Annotated in this window: 17 protein-coding genes; all 17 read left to right on the forward strand. The window is 53.9% G+C overall.

All coding sequences use genetic code 11. From position 1 onward, the window contains the following. Window positions 1-2: 2 nt before the first annotated feature. Window positions 3-1,391, forward strand: a complete 1,389-nt coding sequence (locus ACTOY7_RS01710) for an ABC transporter substrate-binding protein (RefSeq protein ID WP_160282582.1) — start codon at window positions 3-5, stop codon at window positions 1,389-1,391. 256 nt (window positions 1,392-1,647) lie between these two features. After that, window positions 1,648-2,580, forward strand: a complete 933-nt coding sequence (locus ACTOY7_RS01715; RefSeq protein ID WP_482670344.1) for a carbohydrate ABC transporter permease — start codon at window positions 1,648-1,650, stop codon at window positions 2,578-2,580. Window positions 2,581-2,582: 2 nt separating this feature from the next. Next, window positions 2,583-3,434, forward strand: a complete 852-nt coding sequence (locus ACTOY7_RS01720; protein ID WP_160282584.1) for a carbohydrate ABC transporter permease — start codon at window positions 2,583-2,585, stop codon at window positions 3,432-3,434. 11 nt (window positions 3,435-3,445) lie between these two features. Continuing rightward, window positions 3,446-4,396 (forward strand): dihydroxyacetone kinase subunit DhaK, encoded by a 951-nt coding sequence (locus ACTOY7_RS01725; RefSeq protein WP_160282585.1) that lies wholly within the window; start codon window positions 3,446-3,448, stop codon window positions 4,394-4,396. Between the two features lie 14 nt (window positions 4,397-4,410). Next, a complete protein-coding gene (dhaL, locus tag ACTOY7_RS01730) occupies window positions 4,411-5,040 on the forward strand; it encodes a dihydroxyacetone kinase subunit DhaL (RefSeq protein WP_160282586.1) in 630 nt (209 codons plus the stop codon). 49 nt (window positions 5,041-5,089) lie between these two features. Continuing rightward, window positions 5,090-5,941: a class II fructose-bisphosphate aldolase gene (locus tag ACTOY7_RS01735; RefSeq protein ID WP_394683129.1), complete on the forward strand. Its 852-nt coding sequence runs from the start codon at window positions 5,090-5,092 to the stop codon at window positions 5,939-5,941. Window positions 5,942-6,063: 122 nt separating this feature from the next. Further along, the gene (locus ACTOY7_RS01740; protein WP_160282588.1) at window positions 6,064-6,375 is read left to right on the forward strand and encodes a type II toxin-antitoxin system RelB/DinJ family antitoxin; all 312 of its coding nucleotides are present in this window, start codon (window positions 6,064-6,066) and stop codon (window positions 6,373-6,375) included. A gap of 419 nt (window positions 6,376-6,794) precedes the next feature. After that, on the forward strand, window positions 6,795-7,049 hold the full coding sequence (locus ACTOY7_RS01745; protein WP_482670345.1) for a hypothetical protein: 255 nt from the start codon (window positions 6,795-6,797) through the stop codon (window positions 7,047-7,049). 32 nt (window positions 7,050-7,081) lie between these two features. Then, window positions 7,082-9,187, forward strand: coding sequence for a heavy metal translocating P-type ATPase (locus ACTOY7_RS01750; protein WP_394683127.1), 2,106 nt, complete (start codon window positions 7,082-7,084; stop codon window positions 9,185-9,187). Window positions 9,188-9,488: 301 nt separating this feature from the next. Beyond that, window positions 9,489-9,848, forward strand: a complete 360-nt coding sequence (locus tag ACTOY7_RS01755) for an ArsR/SmtB family transcription factor (RefSeq protein ID WP_160282590.1) — start codon at window positions 9,489-9,491, stop codon at window positions 9,846-9,848. 3 nt (window positions 9,849-9,851) lie between these two features. Next, window positions 9,852-11,723: a heavy metal translocating P-type ATPase gene (locus ACTOY7_RS01760; protein ID WP_482670346.1), complete on the forward strand. Its 1,872-nt coding sequence runs from the start codon at window positions 9,852-9,854 to the stop codon at window positions 11,721-11,723. 150 nt (window positions 11,724-11,873) lie between these two features. Next, window positions 11,874-12,458, forward strand: a complete 585-nt coding sequence (locus tag ACTOY7_RS01765; protein WP_160282592.1) for a tetratricopeptide repeat protein — start codon at window positions 11,874-11,876, stop codon at window positions 12,456-12,458. 60 nt (window positions 12,459-12,518) lie between these two features. Beyond that, the gene (gene mnmM / locus ACTOY7_RS01770) at window positions 12,519-13,082 is read left to right on the forward strand and encodes a tRNA 5-(aminomethyl)-2-thiouridylate-methyltransferase MnmM (RefSeq protein WP_160282593.1); all 564 of its coding nucleotides are present in this window, start codon (window positions 12,519-12,521) and stop codon (window positions 13,080-13,082) included. Between the two features lie 108 nt (window positions 13,083-13,190). After that, window positions 13,191-14,438, forward strand: a complete 1,248-nt coding sequence (gene hflX / locus ACTOY7_RS01775) for a GTPase HflX (RefSeq protein WP_300884560.1) — start codon at window positions 13,191-13,193, stop codon at window positions 14,436-14,438. A gap of 110 nt (window positions 14,439-14,548) precedes the next feature. Beyond that, window positions 14,549-18,787 carry an efflux RND transporter permease subunit gene (locus ACTOY7_RS01780; protein ID WP_482670347.1) on the forward strand — a complete coding sequence of 1,413 codons (4,239 nt, stop codon included), beginning with the start codon at window positions 14,549-14,551 and terminating at the stop codon, window positions 18,785-18,787. A gap of 17 nt (window positions 18,788-18,804) precedes the next feature. Continuing rightward, window positions 18,805-19,395, forward strand: coding sequence for an HD domain-containing protein (locus ACTOY7_RS01785; protein WP_160282596.1), 591 nt, complete (start codon window positions 18,805-18,807; stop codon window positions 19,393-19,395). Then, a complete protein-coding gene (locus ACTOY7_RS01790; protein ID WP_160282597.1) occupies window positions 19,392-20,195 on the forward strand; it encodes a ParA family protein in 804 nt (267 codons plus the stop codon). The genes ACTOY7_RS01785 and ACTOY7_RS01790 overlap by 4 nt, the downstream gene beginning before the upstream one ends. Window positions 20,196-20,203: the final 8 nt, after the last annotated feature.

Here is a 20,203-nt window from a genome sequence, read left to right on the forward strand (position 1 = left end):
ACATGTTTAAGAAAATGGTAAGTGTAATGCTTGCAGGCGCTATGGTGATCAGTCTTGCGGCCTGCGGCGGAGGCAACGCGGGCGGAGAGAGCGGCAGCCAGAGCGGGGCAGACAGCGGCAGCGAGGCGGAAGGTGAAGAAAGCGGCAATGAGGGCGGCAGCAGTGAAGCGGGCGGATCCATTTCCCTGTGGACCTGGTCACCGGTGACACGTACTGCGGAAAAGATGATCGCGGCATTTGAAAAGGAAAATTCCGATATCAAGATTGACTATACGAACTACAACTATAATCCCGAATACTTAGAGGCGATCTCCGCGGCTTCATCTGCGGACAATCTTCCGGATATCATGGGACTGCAGCCGGGTTCTCTGACTCAGACTTATTCCGATTATCTGATCGATCTCGGAGAATATGCGAAAAAAGAGTGGGGCGATGACTGGACATCCGTATACGACAATGTAACCCAGAGTCAGCTCCAGTTAGGAAATGAGGAGGGGGACGACAGTTACTACATTCTCCCTATTGAGACGCAGGTAATCTATATCGAGTACAACAAGACCCTCTTTGACAGTCTCGGCCTGAAGGCTCCGACCACATACGCAGAGCTGGTAGACTGCTCAAAGAAACTCAGGGACGGCGGCTATGCTCCGTTATTCTTCGGCGGCGCTGACGGATGGCAGCATGTAAACCTGCTGATTATGTGTACCTCACAGATCGACAAAGATCTCTTCGACGCATGCCAGAACGGCGAGAAGGAATGGACCTGCGACGAGATGAAGAAAGCAATGACCAACTACAAGAAACTGTTTGACGACGGCGTGATCCAGGACGGCGCGCTTTCCTCCACAAGCTACAGCGACGGAACGACTTTGTTCCTCGCAGGCCAGGCGGGAATGATGGCTCTGGGTTCCTGGTGGGCGCAGGAATATACGGCAGAAGATGTGGCGGATGCGGTTGCGAACTGGGATTATGACTACTTCTATCTCCCGGCAATCTCTGACGATGTGGAAGACTCCAAACCCATCGGCGGCGTAGACTTCGGATACGGCATCACAAAGAACTGCAAGAATCCTGAAGCGGCATGGAAAGCTCTGGCCAGCTTTGCGGCAGGCGCGGGCGGACAGGAGATTGCGAACGATATGAACAACCATCTGTCCTATCCGAATATGGAGCCGGATACCAGCGCGATGATCGAGAGAGACGGCCTGCAGAATGCGGTTGACGAGTTCAACAGATCCGGTAAGGATATCGCGGGCGGACTGGTAAACCAGCGTATCGCGGAATCCACCATCGAGACGGCGGTTCAGGAAGCAATGCAGGGACTGGTCGGCGGAGAATATGATGTAGACGCGGCAGCGGCTCACATTCAGGAAGCGCAGGATGCTCTGTAAAAAACAGGAAATTCGTCTGGAAGGGCAGAATACTCTGTAAAAAACAGTAAATGTATCTGAAAGGGCAGAATGCTCTTATAAAAGAAAAGTAAAAAATGTTTCTGTACTAAATTATATAAGTATGAAAAAATCATTGATTGAGTGCCTGGATCGGAGGGGAGCCTTTGAGGGTTCCCCTCATTTCTATTCCTGGGGACGCAAAAAAGCGTCAGGCGTTTTGTACACCATTAAAAATCATCGGAGAGGAGGGTGTGGAGTGGAGAATACAAAGATCAAGAAAAAGCAGAAGATCAACTGGATCGCATATCTGTTTATCGCTCCGGCGATGTTCTTCTTCTGTATGTATATTTTGTACCCCATTTTGTTCGTTTCGACACACAGTGTTTATAAATGGTCAACCCTGTCAAAAATGGAATTCGTCGGACTGGCCAATTATTTCAGTCTCTTAAAGGATTCTACGTTCTGGACGACCATCAAAAACTCGGCGGTCTGGATTCTGGTCACAGTACCGATACAGGCCTGTCTCGGATTTATCCTTGCGTACATCATTGAGGAGCGGCTCGGACGGAAAAAACGCAATGGAAAAGGAATCTCGAAGATGGTATTCCGTACCATTTTTTTTATACCGGTCGTTACCTCTGTTACGGTCGTAGCGATCGTGTGGAGCAAGATTTTTCAGCCCTATCAGGGGATCCTGGGGTATTATCTGAACCAGTGGTTCAATATGTCCCCGACCATCAACGTTCTGGGCAACGCAAAAGTAGCCCTGTTCGGAGTGATGCTGGCCAATATCTGGGAGTGGACGGGATGGTCCATGATCATATATGTAGGCGGCCTGTCGCAGATTTCCGATGATATCAAGGAAGCAGCGCGGATCGACGGAGCGACAGTATGGCAGGAGCTCAGGTATGTATACCTGCCCTCTCTGGCATCGGTGCACAAGTCGCTGCTGATGCTGGGTGTGATCGGTTCATTGCAGACTTACGCGCTGGTGGGCGTGATGACCAACGGCGGACCGAACCATGCGACGGAGATGCCGGGAACCTACATCTTCCTCAAGGGCTTTACCCAGAACCAGATGGGCTATGCATGTACCATTTCGGTTGCGATCCTGTTAGTCGCGTTGATCCTGACCTTTATACAGGTTCGGTTCCTTGGTTCCGGTGATTTTATGAAGAAAGGAGACTGACCATGGCAAATTCAAATCAAAAATCCGGGTCTCGTCCGCAGATGGGGCAGGCAGGATGGATTCTGCTGCTGATTATTGCGACGGTCATGACATTGCTGCCTTTGATCTTTACGCTCAGCCTGTCCTTTCGGACGCAGAATTCTATCTATGATCCGCGCCTGTTTGTGACGGAACTGACCAACGGCAATTATATCAAGGCAATGAAAGATAATCCAACCATTCCTTATAATTTCCTGGCCAGCTTTGTGATCTCTACGGTTTCCACGGTTGCGACGGTGCTGTTCGCGTCCATGGCCGTGTTCGGGTTTTCCAGGGAAAATGTGAAGGGGAAGCTGCTCATGTATAACATGATCATGTGTGCCCTGATGGTTCCGATCAGCGCGCTGGTGATTCCAATCACGCAGCTCAACAGCAGGTTCGGACTTCTGGACAATTATTTCGGGCTGATCTTTCCGTACATTGCGCTGAATATCCCCTATGCGGTGACGATCCTGCAGGGGTTTATGTCGGGAATTCCAAAGGAGCTGGAGGAGGCGGCCATCATCGACGGCTGTTCCACGCCGGGACTGTATGTGCGGATCGTGCTGCCGCTGCTGAAATCCGGTATCGTGGTGGTTTCCATTTGGACCTTCCTGACCTGCTGGAATGAGTTTTTCCTGGCGCTGTGTACGATGACGAAGGCCACGACAAAGACCCTCCCGCTGATCGCGCAGCAGTACAAGGGCGTATACAACAGCCAGCCAGGAGTCCTGTTTGCGATTCTGATCATTATCACGATCCCGATGATCATCTTCTATTCCATTGTGCAGAAGCAGTTTGTGAAGGGTATGACATCCGGCGCGGTGAAGGGATAAGTGAGAAGCGTATGTGGATATGGAACAGTGAAGAAACAGCGCTTAGAGAAGCGCTGGAAGGGATCCTGTATGCGGAGCCCGGAATATATGAGAAGCTGGATACAAAATATGGCTGCGGCCTGTTCCGGAAACATCTGCCGGAGGATCAGGTGCGGGTCATTGTAGACGGAGGAGGCGGCTATGGCCCCATGTGGGCCGGTTTCGCCCGGCAGGGGCTGGCGGACGCGGCGGTGCATGGTGAGTTCAACTGCGCTCCGAATGCCTATGTGCTCTATGAGATGGCAAAAACAATTGACGCGGGGAAAGGAGTACTGTTTTTGTGCAATCATTTCATGGGAGATTATCTGAATAATGACATGGCGCTGGAGCTGTTGGCGCATGAGGGAATCCGGGCAAGGGCCTGTTATATTTCCGATGATGTGTGCAGCTGTATCGGCGAGGAAAAAGAGTCAAGGGGCGGACTTCACGGCATCGCCCAGGTTGCGAAGCTGGCATCCGCAGCCGCGGGCCGGGGGGATTCTCTGGAACAGGTGTGGCGTCTGGCGAAAAAGGGCAATGAACGGCTGCGCTCTGTCACGATGAAGGTGGAGGAAGAGGGGAAGCTCCTGGTTGGACCGGGATTTTCCGGGGAGCCTCCGGTGGAGAGCGTGCCTTTTGAATCGGCGGACCAGTTGGTTTCTCTGGCGGTTGACAGGCTTCTGGCGGAGCTGGAGCCTTACGGCCCGAAGGAGGTGTTCCTGTGCGTCAACCGATTGCGGCGGATGTGCTTTACCGAGGGCTTTGTGGTGCTCCGCGCGGCGGTTCGGCGTTTGCAGAAAAAAGGGATTGCCGTGTGCGGCAGCTCAGTGGGCACGTATTTTGATGTGTTTGATTCCAACGGCTGCATGATCTCGCTGCTGGCTGTGGATGAGGAGATGAAAGCCTGCCTGGGAAAAGCATCAGGCTATGATTTTACGGTCTGAGAGAGGGGATAAGGATGGGGCAGATTAACGTAGAAACACTTCAGGAAATGTTTTTTCATGGGGCAGAGCTGATCATCGAAAAGGAACCGCGGCTGACGGAAATCGATTCGGTGATCGGGGACGGAGATCACGGAACCGGGATGAAGCGGGGATTTTCCGCAGTGAAAATGATGCTTTGCGAAAGGAAATTTCACTATGTAGATGAGCTCTGCCAGGCGGTCAGTCTGGAACTGATCAAAAGCATGGGCGGAGCTTCGGGGGTGATCTTCGGGACCATGTTCTTCGGCGGGATCGGCAGACTACCGCATGGAGACGCGGTATCAACGGAAGAACTGGCGGATTATTTTTATGACGGCGAGCAGGCCATTGAACGCAGGGGCCGCTCAAAGCCGGGGCAGAAGACCATGCTGGATGCGTTGTATCCTGCTGTCTGTGCATTGAAGGAGCATGCGGGGACACAGGCAGGCGAAATGCTTGCGGCGGCGTATCAGGCGGCGGCAAAAGGCGCGGAGAAGAGTAAGGGCATCCTGCCCAAGGTGGGACGCAGCAAGAACTTCCGGGAGGAGGCGATTGGGCTTCCGGATCCGGGAGCGGTGTCTGTGAGCTATCTGTTCCGGGCGTTTTCGGAGGTGCTGGGGAACTGACGCGATGTCATCGGTTGGATTTCAGGTGTAGGAGAAAGAGGTAAGGATTATGTTGGAGAAGGTCAGTAATATTTTGAAGCTTGCGGATCAGTGCAATACGTCTGTGATTGCATTTATCTGTACGGATTATAATATGGTATATTCGGTCGTGACGACTGCGGAAAAGACGAATACACCAGTCATCGTGATGCTGCTGCCGGAGCATGTGGAAATGAACAATACCATGAATGTCAGCGGATTTGCACAGATGACAAAGGAACTGGCGGCCTCGGTGAAGGTTCCGGTGGGACTGCATCTGGACCACAGCTATGATTACAGATCTGTGATGCAGGCCATCCGCGGGGGATTTGACTCTGTGATGATCGATGCGTCCGCCCATGAGCTGGACGAAAATATCGCCGTGACCAGAAAGGTAGTGGAGACGGCGCACATTTTCGGCGTGGATGTGGAAGCGGAGATCGGGCACGTAGGACTTGCTCAGGACTGCGACGGCGACAAGAGTGATTTTTATACAAAGGCAGATGCCGCCGAACGATTCTGCCGGGAGACCGGATGTGATTCCCTGACCATTGCTATCGGAAATGCCCACGGCGTCTATGTGGAAACGCCCCATCTGGACATTGCCCGGCTGGAGGAGATCAATGCGGCGACGGATGTGCCGCTGGTGCTTCACGGAGGAAGCGGGATCCCTCACGACCAGCTGGAGATTGCATTTACAAAAGGAATCAATAAGTTTAATGTGGGGACCGAGTTCCTGGGCGTGTACTATGACGCGGTGACGGAATATGTGAAGAAGACTGAGGGCGACGGAAGGCCGCTGAAGATGCTGGAGGTTCCCATGTTCGTGCAGGAACGGCTGGAGAAGTATCTGGAAGAGAAATTGAAATTGTCGAAGTTTTGAGTTTAGGAACTGTATAAGCTGTTTCCGTAGAGTTCCTTAGTTAAAAGGATGCAAAAGCCGTGATAAGCAGATGCATCCTTTTTTTATTCCTGCGAAGCAATGAGCTAAGCAGACATGCTTGCATGGATATTTGGCGACTGCCGCGAGGGTCAAGTCAGGAAGTAGATTTAAAAATGAAGGCCGATGTGTTATTTAAAGATTTGGGAACTGACACTACAACTGCGATCAGAAAGTTTTTGACACAGGCAGTTATGAGAAACGGTATTCCATTTGAAATCATGCGCGTCTCAGAAGTTTCAGATAATCCATATCGGCCTTTTTCAGAAAAGGAATTATTATCCCGGCTTGATACTGCAAGAAAACATGCTGCCCAGGGAAAATACAGAGATGCCGAAGACGCGGTTGCGGATATGAGGGCGAAATATGGACTATAATGTATTGAATGATTTTGAAGAAACGATTCAGAGACTGCCCTGTTACGGCGGACAGTTTACAGGACTGCGAAAGCCCTGCATTAAAAAAGAACGGATACAAGCGGACTCATTTTTTGCGGCAGCGGTATTTTCTGCTGTATAGAGTGGAAGGTCATACTGTCTTTGCAGACCGTATAGTTTATGAATTGCAGGATTGTGAAAACAAGTTGAAATAGCAGCATCATATCCTACGTAGTGTTACAGTAATTTAGGCTTATTTCACAATACCTCTTGACAAATTCCTCCTTTTGTGCTTACATGAACATATGAGCAATTACTCATATGTATTGCGATATCATTTGGGAGGGATACTATGGGAGAATTAGCAATTCAAAATGAAGAAATCATAAAAAAAGGCAGGAAACATCGGAATCACAATCATGAGATATATGAGTCGCATGTTCATGACCATGGAGAACATTGCGGCTGCGGCCACAACCATGAGGAACATATTCACGAATCCCATGAGCATCATCATGACCATGGAGAACATTGCGGCTGCGGCCATGATCATGAGGAACATATTCACGAATTCCATGAGCATCATCATGTTCACGGAGAGCATTGCGGCTGCGGCCACGATCACGGTCATGAAGGTCATCACGACCACGAGGGCCACCACCACGAGCCGATAGAGCGCCGCCCGGTCAATCACGCGTTTGACGGTGTGAAAAAGCAGATTTACATCATCGAGAACCTGGGCTGCGCCAACTGCGCGGCGAAGATGGAGCGAAAGATCCAGGAGCTGCCCCAGGTGGATTATGCCAACCTGATCTATGCCACCAAACAGCTCCAGATCGTGACGAATACAAGCGAGGAACTCCTTCCCGTATTCCAGGAAATCTGTGCTTCCATCGAAGACGGTGTGACTCTAACAAAGCAGGAGACCAAGCAGGCCGCGTCGGAACGGAAGGAAGCAGAAAAGGAGAAAGCCAGAGAGAACAAAAAGGACATCTGGGAGCTCGGTATCGGCGCGGTGCTTATGGCTGCGGGAGTCGTGACAGAGCGTTATTCCGTGACGGCATCGGCAGTTCTTTTGATCATTGCGTACCTGATACTGGGCAGGCATGTTCTTTTAACAGCCGGAAAAAATCTCATAAAGGGCCATGTGTTTGACGAAAATTTTCTGATGAGCATTGCCACCCTCGGCGCGTTTGCCATACAGGATTATACGGAAGCAGTGGGAGTCATGCTCTTTTACCGCGTCGGGGAATTGTTCGAGGACATTGCTGTTGCGCGCAGCAGAAGCCAGATCATGGATGCCGTAGACCTGCGGCCTGAGGTGGTCAATCTGGTGCATGGCGGGGAAGTACAGGTGATTCCGGCAGAGCGGGCAAAGCCCGGCGACCTTCTGCTGGTACGCCCCGGCGACCGGATCCCGTTGGACGGTACGATCGCGGAAGGAGAGAGCCGAATTGATACATCTCCTGTGACCGGGGAGCCGGTTCCTGTAGCGGCAGGAACCGGCGACAGTGTGATTTCCGGCTGTGTGAACACTTCCGGACTTTTAAAGATTCGTGTAGAAAAAGCGCTGGAAGATTCCATGGTAACGAAGATTTTGGATTCCGTGGAAAACGCGGCCGCAAGCAAACCGAAGATCGACCGGTTTATCACACGGTTTTCCAGAATCTATACGCCTATCGTGGTAGGTCTGGCGGCGGCAACGGCGATCCTGCCGTCCCTGGTGACCGGTAACTGGCAGTACTGGATCTATACGGCTTTGACCTTCCTGGTCATCAGCTGTCCGTGCGCGTTGGTCCTGAGTGTACCGCTGGCCTTTTTCTCAGGGATAGGAGCTGGCTCGAAGCAGGGGATTCTCTTCAAGGGCGGCATTGCCATCGAGGCACTGCAGGATGTCAGGGCGGTTGTCATGGATAAGACCGGAACCGTTACGGAGGGGAACTTTGAACTTCAAAGAGTGATCCCGGCAAAAGGATTTACGGAAGAACAGGTACTTGCGCTGGCAGGAACCTGTGAACAGAACTCGACCCATCCCATCGCGGCCAGCATTATGGCGGCGGCAGAACAACAGGGGATCACATGCCCCCGCCCGGACTCTGTCAAGGAAATTGCGGGAAAGGGTGTGGAAGCAGTCACGGAAGCCGGTACACTTCTCTGCGGAAGCAGGTCCCTTCTCGTGGAGGATGGCATCACACTGGAAGAGGGGCAGGCAGGCAGCTATGGAACCGAGGTGCTTCTGGCAGTCAATGGAAAGTATGCCGGATGCCTGGTCATTGCGGATACGGTGAAGGAAGACGCGAAGCCTGCGGTTCAGGCAATGAAGCGGCAGGGGATCGCGACCGCCATGCTGACCGGAGACGCGGCGGAAACAGCCCGCGCGGTTGCGGCTGAGACAGGGATCGATGAAGTCCACGCGAAGCTGCTTCCGGAACAAAAGGTTCAGGAGCTGACCCGCATCCGCAGCACACACGGCAGTGTGATGTTTGTCGGGGACGGCATCAACGACGCGCCTGTACTGGCCGGGGCCGATGTGGGAGCGGCTATGGGAAGCGGAGCGGACGCGGCAATTGAAGCGGCGGATGTGGTGTTCATGACCTCCGCTATGAATGCGATCCCGCAGGCGTTGTCCATCGCCAGGGCAACCGGACGGATCGCGCGGCAGAATGTGATATTCGCCCTGATCATCAAGGCAGCGGTCATGGTGCTGGGCCTGGCAGGACTGGCAAATATGTGGATGGCGGTCTTTGCGGATACAGGCGTGGCGATGCTGTGCATCTTAAATTCCATCCGCATCCTCTACCAAAAACAGTAAGCTCGCTAAGACCTCGCTAACTGTTTCTTGATGCATCGCACGTAAGCGGATAAAGAACATCCGCTAAGTGCTCATAGCTACCAAAAACAGTAAGCTCGCTAAAACCTCGCTAACTGTTTCTTGACGCATCGCGCGTAAGCGGATAAAGAACATCCGCTAAGTGCTCATAGCTACCAAAAACAGTAAGCTCGACAGGAAATGTGAAAAAGATATGAAAGCCGCGGTTGGAAAAAGCCGCGGCTTTTCTTGACCCGCCTGCGTATTTCACGTATAATAAAAACTTGTAAAGGAGATTACAACTATGGATAAGATAGAAGTGGAGCATTGTGACTTTGTGCATGTTCATGAAGACATTGTGAAGGATGTCAGGGAGCATATGCCGGATACGGAGCAGCTGCAGGCGCTGGCGGATTTTTACAAGGTGTTCGGAGATTTTACGAGAATCCGTATCCTGTGCATCCTGCTCCGGGGCGAAATGTGTGTCTGCGATCTGGCGCAGACCCTGGACATGACCCAGTCCGCCATTTCCCACCAGCTCCGTGTGCTGAAGCAGATGAAGCTGGTGACGAACCGGAGGGAAGGCAAGACTGTCTTCTATTCCCTGGCGGACGGACATATCAGGACGATCATCAATCAGGGTATGGAGCATATACAGGAGTAAGGAATGTCAAAGGAAATAAAGATCAGGCTTGTCGAGCTTGCCGCCGGTTCCGTACTGTATCTCGGCCTTCTGATCGGAGGGCGGTATGATTACTGGAATCTGGCAGTCACGAAAGAGATGGAGCCGGTACTGTTTATGGCTGCATACGTGATACTTGCGGCAGACACATGCTGGCAGACAGCAAAAAAGCTCAGGCATTTGCAGCTCTTTGATGAAAATCTGCTCATGCTGTTTGCAACCGGCGGTGCGCTGTACTTGGAAAAACATACGGAAGCAGCAGCTGTGATGCTGATCTTTCATATCGGAAAGCTGATCGAGTCGCAGACTTTGGATCATACCAAGCGGTCCATCGCGAAGTTTATGGACATCCGGCCAGCCTTCGCGAACCGGAAGCGGGGGCTGGGGGAAGAGACAGTCAGCCCGGAGGAGCTCCGGATCGGACAGATCATCGTGATCCGGCCAGGAGAGAAGATTCCGGTTGACGCGGTGGTCATGCGGGGCCTCGGCAATATTGACGAAAAGGCGCTGACAGGAGAATTTCAGCCCAGAAGCGTCAGCATGGGCAGCAGGATCTACAGCGGCAGCATCAACATGGACGGTGTTTTGGACGCCCGGGTGACCCGGGTTTATGAGGAGTCTACGGCTGCAAAGATTCTGAGTATGGTGGAAGACGCAATGAGCAATAAAGGGGAAAGCCAGAGTTTGGCGGAAAGGTTTACCCGATTCTACAGCCCCATTGTAACAATACTTGGAATCCTGGTGATGCTCCTTCCGCCTGTGCTGCTTTCAGGACAGGAGCCGGAGACCTGGTTCTATCGGGGATTGATATTTCTGGCGGCTGCCTGCCCCAGCGGGCTGCTGGCCTCGGTGACCGTTGCGTTTCTGGGAGGCCTCGGCGCGGCGTCCAGGCAGGGAGTTCTGATTAAGAGCGGCAGCTATCTGGAAGCTCTGTCTCAGACAGACACATTTATTTTTGATAAGACAGGGACGCTGACGGAAGGGACATTTGGCTTAAAAGAAATCTGTCCCAAGGGAATCACTGCGGCCCAGCTTCTGGAGATCACAGCCTACGCAGAAGCCTATTCCAGCCACCCTATCGCGCTGTCTCTCCGGGATGCCTACGAAAAAGGAATTGATACGTCCAGAATTGGCTACATACAGGAACGCTCCGGTCTGGGGATTGAGGCTGTGATCGACGGGATGCGGGTCTATACCGGCAACGTCAGGTTCATGGAAGCGCTGGGGATTCAGACGCAGAAGGTGAAGGGCAGCGGTACAGCGGTTCATGCCGCCGTGGGCAGGAGATATGTGGGCTATGTGCTGATCTCGGACCGGGTAAGAGGAGACGTCAACGATACGATCCGGTGGCTGCGTCAGCAGCGCATGGAAGTGATGATGCTGACGGGAGACAACGAGCATGTGGCAAATGATGTGGCAAGGTCACTCGGTATTGAATATGTCTATGCGAATCTGATGCCCCAGGATAAGGTTGCCCAGCTGGAAGAGATCATGAGCGCCCAGCTGGAATCGGAAAAGCTGGCATTTGTGGGGGACGGGATCAATGACGCTCCGGTGCTTGCGCGGGCGGATATCGGGATCGCCATGGGCGGCCTGGGATCGGACGCGGCTCTGGAGGCGGCAGATATCATCCTGATGGAGGATGAACCCTCGCGGATCATCAATGCCATCCGGATTTCACGGGGGACGGTCCGGGCGGTGAAAGAAAACCTGTACTTTTCCCTTTTCATCAAAGTGATCCTGTTGGGACTTGCATTTTTCGGAGGAGTTACTATGGGAGACGCGGTGATCGTCGACGTGGCAGTCCTGGCGATCGGCCTGCTGAATTCGTTCTGGGTATTGAAATTTCCGGAATGATGAGGAGATCATTGGATATCCATACGAAAACATATAAACCGCAAAAGCGATTCCCATTGCCGTCGGGCTGTTTTTATGGGACTGCGGAGTATCTGCGGAGGTACTGAGCAGATACGATCAATCATGGTATCAATAGAAGGAGTTGTGTACATGAGCACTGGAAAAATAAAATATCTGGTTTTGTCGATTGCGTCAGTCTGCCTCCTGACAGCCTGTTCCAAAAACCTGATCAAGGAAGGGACAGAACAGCTGGAGCAGGGAGACTATGAAAAAGCAGTCACCGCCTTTGAGCAGGCGGCAGAGGACGCGGAAAAAGAGGGAGACCGGGCACCGGAAGCCTACCGGGGGATCGGAATGGCCTGCTATGCTCAGGAGGATTATGAGGGGACGCGTCAGAATCTTCAGAAGGCTCTGGATGAGGGCGGCCTGGAAACGCCTGTGATCTATAATCTGATCGGAGTCAGTTCCATGAAGCTGGAAGATTACGACGGCGCGCTTGCCGCATTCAGTAAAGGGATCGAGCTGCCGGAGAGCGGAACTGTTTCCCGGGGAACGAAGCAGGAGACGGAGGCGGATTACAGCGAGGTCATCCGGGAAATGAAATTCAATCGGGTTGTCTGCTTCGAAAAGAAGCTGGACTGGGAAAATGCGAAGGCGGCCATGGCAGAGTACGCAAGCCAGTATCCGGATGATGCGGAGGCGCAGAAGGAAGCGGAATTTCTTAGTACACGTTAAGGAACTCTGCAAAATAACTTTCATTACGGTCACGAAACTGGCTGAAAAGGACAATATAATATGAAGAGATCATATCAGATCACGGAGTTCTGCCGCCGTTTCCTGCAGGATTATATCGCGGAGAATGACTGTTGTGTGGACGCGACGGCAGGAAACGGCAATGACACAGAGTTTTTATGCCGCATGACAGGGCCGGGCGGTAAGGTTTATGCATTTGACATTCAGGAAGAAGCACTGGAGCATACCAGGAATCGGCTGGAGACTGCCGGACTGCTTCCATGCGCCGTCCTGATCCGGGACGGACACGAGCACATGCAGGATTATGTAAAAGAGCCCGTTTCGGCGATCGTATTTAATTTCGGCTATCTGCCGGGCGGCGACCATCGTATTTCCACACGGCCGGAGACAAGCATCCGGGCGGTCAGCCAGGGTCTGGAGCTGCTAAAGCCGGGTGGTGTCATGAGCCTGTGTATTTACAGCGGCGGGGATACCGGATATGAAGAGCGGGACGCGCTGCTTGAGTTTTTAAAGGAACTGGATTCCGGAAAATGGCTGGTCATCGTCAGCAGCTACTACAACCGCGGAAATGATCCGCCCCTTCCGGCTTTTATCATACGGCTCTGAGGTAAGGCGCTGTAATTTAGGAATTGCCGCATCTTGCTTATCTGAATCAGTGCCGAATGCAGGAAAATATGCCGAGCGCTTGCCGCTTGGATAAGGGAGAATAGAACCATGGAACTATATGATTTGAAACAGGAGGAAGAGCGCTTCATCCTGGTGGGGATCCAGCTGGGTGACAATGAGCTTGCGGAGGAATCTCTGGACGAACTGGAGGCGCTTGCCAGGACGGCAGGGGCCGCGGCCGCGGGACGGCTGATCCAGAACCGGGAGGCCATGCATCCCCAAACCTATATCGGAAAAGGAAAAATAGAAGAGCTGAAAGACCTGATCTGGGAGGAGGACGCATCCGGCATCATCTGCGACGACGAGCTTTCCGCGGCGCAGCTCAATCATCTGCAGCAGGAGCTGGAGTGCAAGGTCATTGATCGGACACTGCTGATTCTGGATATCTTTGCCGCACATGCGGTTTCCGGAGAAGGCAAGATCCAGGTAGAGCTGGCCCAGCTCCGTTACCGGTCAGCACGGCTCACCGGACTCGGCAATTCCCTTTCACGTCTGGGCGGCGGGATCGGGACGAGAGGCCCGGGAGAGAAAAAGCTGGAGATGGACCGGCGGCTGATCCGGGAGAGGATCAGCCGTTTAAAACGGGAGCTGAAGGAAGTGGAGCAGCACCGGGAACTGATCCGCGCCCAGAGGAAGCGCTCCAACATGAAGGTGGCGGCACTGGTTGGTTATACCTCCGCGGGGAAGAGCAGTATGGAAAATGCCCTGACAGACGCAGGGATCCTGGAGGACGCGATGCTGTTTTCTACGCTGGACACCACCACCCGGGTTCTGGAGCTGGAAGGAAAGCAGAAGATTTTGCTGACCGATACGGTAGGATTTATCCGGAAGCTGCCTCATCACCTGATTGAGGCATTTAAGAGTACACTGGAGGAGGCCAGGTACGCGGACATCATCATTCACGTGGTGGATGCCTCCAATCCTCAGATGGACACCCAGATGTATGTGGTTTACGACACCCTGCGCCAGCTCGGAGTAGAAGGAAAGCCGGTGATCACGCTGTTCAACAAACAGGACCTGCTTGCTGAGCCGGGGCATTTCCGGGATTTTCAGGCAGATTACACGATATCCGCGTCTGCCAGGACGGGGCAGGGGCTGGAAGAACTGAAAAGAGCCCTGTCGGAGATTCTTCAAAAAGACCAGGTTTATATTGAACGGCTGTATCCCTTTGAGGATGCGGGAAAGGTCCAGGTGATCCGCGCCAGCGGACAGCTTTTGGAAGAAGAATATACTCCGGAAGGAATTGCCGTCAAGGCATATGTACCGAAAGAAATCTATCTGTCAGGGAGAGTCTGAGGAAGAGAGAAGAGAGTTACGAATGAGTCACCATCCCGATGAGGGGAAAACGGAGTCCGTGAGTTACCGATTACGGATTTACTATATGAAGATTCGAGGTAGAAAAACTCATGCTATCAAAATTCAGTGTTAAAAAGCCATATACCGTAGTGGTTGCGGTGATCCTGGTTCTGATCCTGGGCTATGTGTCCTTTGACAAGATGACGGTAGACCTGCTGCCGGACATGAACCTGCCCTATGCGGTGGTTATGACGACCTATCCGGGAGCCAGCCCGGAGGAGGTGGAGGCCACGGTGACAAGGCCGGTGGAGCAGGCCATGGCGACCATCAGCAACATCAAGAATGTGAGCTCTTCCTCCATGGAAAACGCGTCTACAGTCATATTGGAATTTGAACAGACCTCTAATATGGATTCCGTGACCATTGAGATGCGGGAAAGCCTGGACCAGATCAAAGGGTACTGGCCGGATACGGTGGGAAATCCCATTATCATGAAACTGAATCCCACCATGCTGCCCGTGATGGTTCCCGCAGTCAGTGTGGAAGGAGCGGACGCGGCGGAGACCACCCGGATCATCAAGGAGGAGGTCCTGCCTGAGCTGGAAAGTCTGGAAGGCGTGGCTTCGGTCAACATGTACGGGGATGTGGAGGAGACTATCCAGGTGACCATCAAGAAGGCCAAGGTCAGCAGCGTGGACGCCAGTGTTCAGAACCAGCTGGACCGGCAGTTCCAGGAAGCGGAGGATGCGCTGGCCGAGGCCAAAGCCCAGGTCGAGGACGGCAAGAACCAGATGGAGGCCGGAGCGGGAGCGGCGGCAGGCCAGCTTGGCGCGGCAGAGCAGCAGATCGCCCAGGGAGACGCGGAGCTGACGCAGGGCCGGCTGGAGATCAAGGAAAAGAAAAGCCAGCTGGAGCTTGCCCGGACGACTCTTCAGATCGCGGCGGCGGGGCTGGATGCCAGCGAACAGGCACTGAATGAACAGAAGCAGGAGCTGGAGGATTTTAACAGCCGGAGAGGTGAGATCGAAGCGGAATACCAGCAGGTGCAGAAGGAGATCCAGGAGCTGCTGGCCTCTATGGGACAGGTTCCCCCGGCTGACGGCTCAGGAAATGGGGATGCCTCCGGGGACGGCACCGGGAATCCGGGAGCGGGAGGAGACGGAAGCGTGACACCGGGAGCAGGCGGAAGCGGGACAGGCAGCTCGGGAGCAGACGGGACCGGAACGATCAACCCGGGTGCAGGCGGAAGCGGCACGATCAATCCGGGAACAGGCGGAAACGGGACGGGCGGAAGCGGAGCGACGGTCCCGGGCGGAAATATTCCGGATTTCTCCCAGGGAATCGGCGGCACGGAGATTACCCTGCCGGACGGCACCACCATCACGATCCCCAATATCAACCTGCCGGGCGGGATTCCTGACATTTCCGTACCGGACGGCACCGATCTGGAGAAGCTGGCTCAGCTGCAGCTTGCCCAGGCGGCCCTGGCTTCCCAGCTTGCGCTGCTGGACCAGTACGATTCCACTATGGGGATGATCAACGAAGGACTGGGACAGATTGGAGCAAACCGCCAGATCATTTCGGACAAGCAGGCCGAGCTGGATATGGCCCAGACGATGCTGGATCAGGCGGAAGAGCAGCTGAACGCGGGGACGTTGTCTTTGGCCCAGGCAAGAGCCCAGCTGGGAGCGGCCCAGCTGACCGCAGCCCTGGAGATGAGCAGCGTATCCGCCCAGCTTGCGGTGGGAGAATCGGCCATCAAGGCACAGGAGGAGGAACTCAAAAAAGCAAAGGACACGGCCAGCGCTGCCGCGGACATGGAAGCCATGCTGACGGCCGAGAACGTACAGACGCTGCTGACGGCGCAGAACTTCAACATGCCCGCGGGCTATGTGAAGGAGGACGGAATTGATTACCTGATCCGGGTAGGCGATAAGTTTTCTTCCATAGAAGAGCTGCGCAAGCTGGTACTGGTAGAGCGGGAAGGGATCAATCCCATCCGGCTTTCCGACATTGCGGATGTGGAGCGGAAGGATAATTCGGACGAAACCTACGCCAAGATCAACGGGGAGAACGGGATCCTGTTCCAGATCCAGAAGCAGACTGGATACTCCACCGGGGACGTAACAGACCGGGTGCTGGACCGCCTGGAAAAGATCGAGAAGAACAATCAGGACATCCATACCGTAGTGCTGATGAACCAGGGCGTCTATATCGACATGGTGATCGGCTCCGTGCTGCAGAACCTGGTGTTCGGCGCGGTGCTTGCGATCCTGATCCTTTTGGTATTCCTGCGGGATATCCGGCCGACCTTCGTTATTGCATGCTCCATCCCGATCAGTATCCTGACAGCCATCGTTCTGATGTATTTCAGCGGGGTGACCATGAATGTCATCTCCCTGTCCGGACTGGCTCTGGGCGTGGGGATGCTGGTGGACAACTCCATCGTCGTGATCGAAAACATTTACCGGATGCGCAATGAGGAAGGAGCATCGGCCAAAAAAGCGGCGATCCAGGGCGCAAAGGAAGTGGCGGGCGCCATTGCGGCCTCCACTCTGACCACGGTGTGCGTATTCCTTCCTATTGTATTTACGGAAGGCATCGCGAGACAGCTGTTTGTGGATATGGGACTGACCATCGGCTATTCTCTGCTGGCCAGTCTAGTAGTGGCGCTGAGTCTGGTGCCTATGATGTCCGCGGGGCTTCTGCGGAAGACCCAGCAGAAGGAGAGCCGCCTGTATGCGGGAATCCAGAATGTATATGAGAGGCTGCTCCGGATTGCGTTGAAAGGAAAGATCGTCGTACTGGCAGGAGCGCTTGCCCTGTTTTTCTTAAGCGGTGCACTGCTGTTCGCCCGGGGGACCCAGTTCATGCCTTCCATGCAGAGCACGGAGATCAGCATGAGCGTTTCCACGCCGGACGGAACTCCGCTGGCAGAAACAGCCCGGGCCGCGGACGCGTTTGCCGAACAGATCGGGGAGATCGCCGATGTGGAGGACGTGGGCGGAATGGCAGGAGACTCCGGGGGACTTGGAATGGGCTCTTCCTCTACCAATGAGGTGCAGTTTTACGCTCTGGTCAGCGAGGACCGCGCCATGTCCGACCAGAAGCTGCAGAAGGAGCTGGAAAAAGCCGCGCGGGACCAGGGTCTGGAGATCAACGTAAGCATGTCCAATATGGATATGAGCGCCCTGGGAAGCTCCGGCATTTCCGTACAGATCAAGGGAAATGAGCTGGATACCCTGCGCAGGATCGCCGGAGAAGTGGCGGAGATCGTGTCAAATGTAAAAGGGACCCAAAACGTGTCCGACGGGATGGAGGAGGTGACCAGAGAGTTTCGGATCGTGGTGGACAAGGCGAAGGCTATCGCCCACAATCTGACGGTGGCTCAGGTTTATCAGGATCTGGCGGCAAGGCTGCGGGACCAGACCTCCTCTACCAATCTGGAGATGGATACCGCCACCATCGGGATCGTGGTGGCGGAGCAGAAGAATCAGGAGCTGACAAGGGAGGAGATCCAAAACCTGGTGCTGGATGTGAAAAAGGAAGACGGGACGACGGAAAAGCTGGCGCTTAAGGACGTTGCGGTATTTGAGGACGGCGAAGGGCTGCAGGCTATTTCCAGGGATGCCCAGAGCCGGTACATCAATGTCAGCGCCGAGGTGGCGGAGGACGACAACGTGGGGCTGGTCAGCAACCGGATCCAGAAGGAGCTGAATAAATATCGGATCCCGGAGGGCTATACGGTGAAGATGACCGGGGAAGACGAGACCATCCGGGAAACGATGATCGAGCTTTTGAAAATGCTGGCCCTGGCCGTGGTGTTCATGTACCTGATTATGGTGGCGCAGTTCCAGTCCCTGCGCTCCCCATTCATCGTCATGTTTACGGTGCCGCTGGCATTTACCGGGGGATTCCTGGGACTGCTGGTCTCCGGAAGCCTGATGAGCGTGATCGCCATGATCGGATTTGTTATGCTTTCCGGGATCATTGTCAACAACGGGATCGTATTTATCGATTATACGAATCAGCTGATATCTGCGGGATACGAGATGACGGAGGCGCTTGTGGAGGCCGGAAGGACCAGGCTTCGGCCCATCGTTATGACGGCGCTGACCACGATTCTGGGATTGTCTACGATGGCGCTGGGAGTGGGATCCGGCGCGGATATGGTACAGCCCATGGCGGTGGTCACGATCGGTGGCCTGACCTACGGCACGATTTTGACCCTGTTCGTGGTGCCCTGTATATACGGATTGTTCCGAAAGAGGGAAAAGGCAAGACTGAAAGAAGGAATGGAAGACAGCTTAGAGGATTACATGGAAGAGATCCATGAGGAAGAGGAGTAATAAGGGAGGTCCGGGATATGTTTCAGGAGGCAGTGGAGTTTGCGACGAAGGCGCATGAAGGGCAGGTACGGAAAGGAACAAGGAAACCATATATCGTCCACCCGATCGAGGTGGCGGAGATCGTCAGGGCCATGACATCGGATGAGGAGGTGCTCTGTGCCGCGGTCCTGCATGATACGATTGAGGACTGCACAGGGGTAACGGAGGAAATCCTGCGCAGCCGCTTCGGAGAACGTGTGGCAGAACTGGTCGCGGGGGAAAGCGAAGACAAATCCAAAACCTGGGAGGAACGCAAAAGCACGACGATACGGCATTTAAAAACAGAATCCAGAGAGCTGCAGATGATCGCCCTGGCGGACAAGCTGTCCAACATGCGGGATATTGACCGGGACTATCCGGTCCTGGGGGAAGGCCTGTGGATGAAGTTTCGGATGCACAGCAAGCAGGCCATCGGCTGGTATTATAAGGGCGTCATGGAAGCGCTGCAGGAAGACTTTCAGGATGTTCCGGCATTTCAGGAATATTGCCGTCTGGTGAGGAAGCATTTCGGAGACGCGCCGGCATCTTTGGAGTGGAAAGAGGAAAAGAAAAGGAGGGGAGGCAAATGAGCGGTACAAACGTCATCTGTTTTGCAAATAACAAGGGCGGGAGCGGGAAGTCCACCACATGCTCCAACATCGGCTACGGCCTGTCGGTCCTGGGGAAAAAGGTGCTCCTGGTGGACGGAGATATGCAGCTGAACCTGTCGTTGTCCCTGTTTGAGGAGGATCAGGTGCTGAACTTCGCGCGCAGTGAGAAAAACCTTTACGAAGGGATCCGCAGACAATCCGACCTGACGGATTTTATCGTGCGTTCCCCCTTTGAAAACCTGGATCTGATCCCCTCCTCCACTCTGATGTGCTCCATCGAATATGAGCTGTTTACCAAATGGCAGAGGGAATATATCCTCAAAAAATGTCTGGCAAATATCATGTCCTCCGGGGAATACGATTATATCCTGATCGACGCGCCGCCCACTCTGGGCGGATGGGTGATGAACATCCTGTGCGCTTCGGACGCGGTGATCATCCCGGTAGAGTCCAGTCCATGGGGCATGTTCGGCCTGGCAAATATGTTCGAATTTTTGGGCGAGGTCCGGCAGATCGCTCCGGAGCTTCGGACGGGCGGCGTGGTGATCACAAAGGTAGATACCCGGAAAAGCTATTTTCGTCAGACCTTGGATACGCTGAAAGAGCTGGACGGGGTGAAGGTATTTGACACCTATATCCGGGTGGACAGCGGGGTGGAATGGTCCCAGGACAACCACGTGCCGATCATGGCTTATAAGAAAAACAGCCGCAGCGCGAAGGAATATATGGAATTGACGGAGGAGATCGCGCGAAGATTCGAGGGAGGACACGGAAAGTGATACAACGG

This window comes from Schaedlerella sp. (genome assembly GCF_056796775.1).